The organism is Pseudomonas sp. GLN_2, from assembly GCF_043106005.1.
GTDB lineage: Bacteria > Pseudomonadota > Gammaproteobacteria > Pseudomonadales > Pseudomonadaceae > Aquipseudomonas > Aquipseudomonas alloputida.
Genome location: NZ_JBICMC010000073.1, coordinates 1 through 3,630, shown reverse-complemented (window position 1 = coordinate 3,630; position 3,630 = coordinate 1). Strand labels below are relative to the sequence as shown.

Annotated in this window: 4 protein-coding genes; all 4 read left to right on the top strand. The window is 61.8% G+C overall.

The annotated features are described in order from the left end of the window. The first annotated feature begins 400 nt into the window (after window positions 1–400). The 4 genes from ccoN to ccoP are packed head-to-tail and all read left to right on the top strand — an operon-like array spanning window position 401 to window position 3,622. Complete coding sequence (gene ccoN, locus ACF8Q6_RS16420) at window positions 401–1,843, top strand: cytochrome-c oxidase, cbb3-type subunit I (protein WP_003254284.1); 1,443 nt, start codon at window positions 401–403, stop codon at window positions 1,841–1,843. Next, the gene (ccoO, locus tag ACF8Q6_RS16415) at window positions 1,843–2,451 is read left to right on the top strand and encodes a cytochrome-c oxidase, cbb3-type subunit II (protein ID WP_010955006.1); all 609 of its coding nucleotides are present in this window, start codon (window positions 1,843–1,845) and stop codon (window positions 2,449–2,451) included. The genes ccoN and ccoO overlap by 1 nt, the downstream gene beginning before the upstream one ends. 5 nt (window positions 2,452–2,456) lie before the next feature. Then, a complete protein-coding gene (locus ACF8Q6_RS16410; RefSeq protein ID WP_003254287.1) occupies window positions 2,457–2,648 on the top strand; it encodes a CcoQ/FixQ family Cbb3-type cytochrome c oxidase assembly chaperone in 192 nt (63 codons plus the stop codon). Continuing rightward, window positions 2,645–3,622, top strand: a complete 978-nt coding sequence (gene ccoP / locus ACF8Q6_RS16405) for a cytochrome-c oxidase, cbb3-type subunit III (protein ID WP_392499110.1) — start codon at window positions 2,645–2,647, stop codon at window positions 3,620–3,622. The genes ACF8Q6_RS16410 and ccoP overlap by 4 nt, the downstream gene beginning before the upstream one ends. Window positions 3,623–3,630 lie beyond the last annotated feature (8 nt).

The window sequence follows — 3,630 nt, the reverse complement described above, 5'->3', positions numbered from 1 at the left end:
TCCGCCCCACCATAACCATCAAACCTTACACCCCCGCCCCACCATCCCCCTCAAACCATACCCCCCACCGCCGCCCCCCCTTCCCTTGCACCCCCACCGAACACAACTAAGCTTGTTGCCTCAGTGGGCTTCGCTCCGAAAGGACCGGAGCAGACGCGGCGCATGGCCTGTCGCCGCCCCAGAAAAAGCTTGACCGATCGATCAGAAAAATATGAAAAACGGTACACATTACAAATATTTATTTGTGTACAATCGCCCAGACCCGATCCCTGCGGGACATCAGTGAACGGGTCTGGACACGGGTCGGCGTACCAAACTTGCGTTGCGGTAACCTTGCTGGTTATCAATACTGGCGCCGATTTTTCGACCAACAAGAACATCAAAACCGTGGAACCTTAGAATGAGCACAGCAATCAGTCCGACTGCTTATAACTATAAGGTCGTCCGCCAGTTCGCCATCATGACGGTGGTCTGGGGGATCCTTGGCATGGGCCTCGGCGTCTTCATCGCCTCGCAGCTGGTGTGGCCGCAGCTGAACCTGGACCTTCCCTGGACCAGCTTCGGCCGCCTGCGCCCGCTGCACACCAACCTGGTGATCTTCGCCTTCGGGGGCTGTGCGCTGTTCGGCACCAGCTACTACGTGGTGCAGCGCACCTGCCAGACCCGGCTGATCTCCGACAGCATGGCCGCCTTCACCTTCTGGGGTTGGCAAGCCGTGATCGTCGGCGCGCTGATCACCCTGCCGATGGGCTACACCACCACCAAGGAATACGCCGAGCTCGAGTGGCCGCTGGCGATCCTGCTGGCTATCGTCTGGGTTACCTACGGCCTGGTGTTCTTCGGCACCATCGTCAAGCGCAAGACCAAGCACATCTATGTCGGCAACTGGTTCTACGGTGCGTTCATCGTGGTCACCGCGATGCTGCATATCGTCAACCACATCTCGCTGCCGGTGAGCCTGTTCAAGTCGTACTCGGCCTACTCCGGCGCCACCGACGCGATGATCCAGTGGTGGTACGGCCACAACGCCGTGGGCTTCTTCCTCACCACCGGTTTCCTGGGGATGATGTACTACTTCGTGCCCAAGCAGGCCGAGCGGCCGATCTACTCGTATCGCTTGTCGATCGTACACTTCTGGGCGCTGATCACCCTGTACATCTGGGCTGGCCCGCACCACCTGCACTACACCGCCCTGCCTGACTGGGCGCAGTCGCTGGGCATGGTGATGTCGATCATCCTGCTGGCGCCAAGCTGGGGCGGCATGATCAACGGCATGATGACCCTGTCGGGCGCCTGGCACAAACTGCGCACCGACCCGATCCTGCGCTTCCTGGTGGTGTCGCTGGCGTTCTACGGCATGTCCACCTTCGAAGGCCCGATGATGGCCATCAAGACCGTGAACTCACTGTCGCACTACACCGACTGGACCATCGGCCACGTCCACGCTGGCGCCCTCGGCTGGGTGGCAATGATTTCGATCGGCGCCGTGTACCACATGATCCCGAAACTCTACGGCCGCGAGCAGATGCACAGCATCGGCCTGATCAACGCGCACTTCTGGCTGGCCACCATCGGTACCGTACTGTACATCGCCTCGATGTGGGTCAACGGCATCACCCAGGGCCTGATGTGGCGCGCCATCAACGATGACGGCACCCTCACCTACTCCTTCGTCGAAGCCCTGCAGGCCAGCCACCCCGGCTACATCGTCCGCGCCCTGGGCGGAGCGTTCTTCGCCAGCGGCATGCTGCTGATGGCCTACAACGTGTTCCGTACCGTACGTGCCGCCAACCCGGCACAGGCTGAAGAGGCCGCCAAGATCGTCGTTGTGGGAGCGCACTGATGAAGCATGAAGCCGTCGAGAAGAACATAGGCCTGCTGGCCTTCTTCATGGTCATCGCCGTGAGCGTCGGTGGCCTGACCCAGATCGTCCCGCTGTTTTTCCAGGACGTCACCAACAAGCCGGTCGAGGGCATGAAGCCGCGCACCGCGCTGGAGGTGGAAGGCCGCGATATCTACATCCGCGAAGGCTGCGTAGGCTGCCACTCGCAGATGATCCGCCCGTTCCGTGCCGAAACCGAGCGGTACGGCCATTACTCGGTAGCCGGTGAAAGCGTGTGGGATCACCCGTTCCTGTGGGGCTCCAAGCGTACCGGGCCGGACCTGGCCCGCGTCGGCGGCCGCTACTCCGATGATTGGCACCGAGCGCACCTGTACAACCCGCGCAACGTGGTACCGGAATCGAAGATGCCTTCCTACCCGTGGCTGGTCGAGAACAAGCTCGACGGCAAGGACACCGCGAAGAAGATGGAAGTGCTGCGCACACTCGGCACCCCGTACACCGACGCCGACATTGCCGGCGCACGTGACGCGGTCAAGGGCAAGACCGAAATGGACGCCATCGTCGCGTACCTGCAAGGTCTTGGCACCATCATCAAGAGCAAACGGTGACGCTGATGGATATCGGGATGATTCGCGGCCTGGGCACCGTCGTGGTGATGGTGGCGTTCGTGGGCCTGGCGCTGTGGGTGTTCAACCCACGGCGTAAAAAGGACTTCGACGAAGCGACCCAACTGCCCTTCGCGGATGACCCCGAGGCCACTCGGCACGTCGAGCAAGCAAAAGCTTCTGGGAGCAAACAACAATGACAACCTTCTGGAGTCTGTACGTTACCGTCCTGACCCTGGGCACCATCTTCTCGTTGACCTGGCTGCTGCTGTCGACCCGCAAGGGCCAGCGCGAAGAGGTTACCGACGAAACCGTCGGGCATGCCTTCGATGGCATCGAGGAATACGACAACCCGCTGCCGCAATGGTGGTTCTGGCTGTTCGTCGGCACCATCATCTTCGCCCTCGGTTACCTGGTGCTGTACCCGGGCCTGGGCAATTGGAAAGGCGTCCTGCCGGGCTATTCATACCTGGATAACGACAAGCAGACCGAGTTTTCCAACGGCCAGCCGGGCTGGACCGGTGTGCACGAGTGGGAAAAGGAAATGGCCAAGGCCGACGCCCGCTTCGGGCCGATCTTCGCCAAATTCGCGGCCATGCCGATCGAAGAAGTGGCCAAGGACCCACAGGCACTGAAAATGGGAGCGCGGCTGTTCGCCTCCAACTGCTCGGTGTGCCACGGTTCCGACGCCAAGGGCGCCTTCGGCTTCCCCAATCTCACCGACAACGACTGGCGCTGGGGCGGCGAGCCGGAAACCATCAAGACCACCATCATGGGCGGTCGCCATGGCGTGATGCCGGCCTGGGCCGAAGTGATCGGTGACCAGGGCGTGGCCGACGTGGCTGCGTTCGTGGTCAGCAAACTCGATGGCCGCACACTGCCTGAGGGGGCTAAGGCCGATGTGGAGAACGGGCAGAAGATCTTCGCAGCCAACTGCGTGGCCTGCCACGGGCCGGAAGGCAAAGGCACGCCCGCCATGGGCGCTCCGAACCTGACCCACCCGCAGGCGTTCATCTACGGCTCGAGCTTTGCCCAACTGCAGCAGACCATTCGTTATGGCCGCCAGGGGCAGATGCCGGCCCAGGAACAGCTGCAGGGCAACGACAAGGTGCACTTGCTGGCGGCTTATGTGTACAGCCTGTCGCACCAGGCTGAGCCGACCAAGGCTGAGTAAGGCAGGCC

What these genes read in the sequence shown, in the direction of transcription:
- ccoN (WP_003254284.1), top strand. Translation starts at nt 401, where the DNA reads ATGAGCACAGCAATCAGTCCGACTGCTTATAACTATAAGGTCGTCCGC.
- ccoO (WP_010955006.1), top strand. Translation starts at nt 1,843, where the DNA reads ATGAAGCATGAAGCCGTCGAGAAGAACATAGGCCTGCTGGCCTTCTTC.
- ACF8Q6_RS16410 (WP_003254287.1), top strand. Translation starts at nt 2,457, where the DNA reads ATGGATATCGGGATGATTCGCGGCCTGGGCACCGTCGTGGTGATGGTG.
- ccoP (WP_392499110.1), top strand. Translation starts at nt 2,645, where the DNA reads ATGACAACCTTCTGGAGTCTGTACGTTACCGTCCTGACCCTGGGCACC.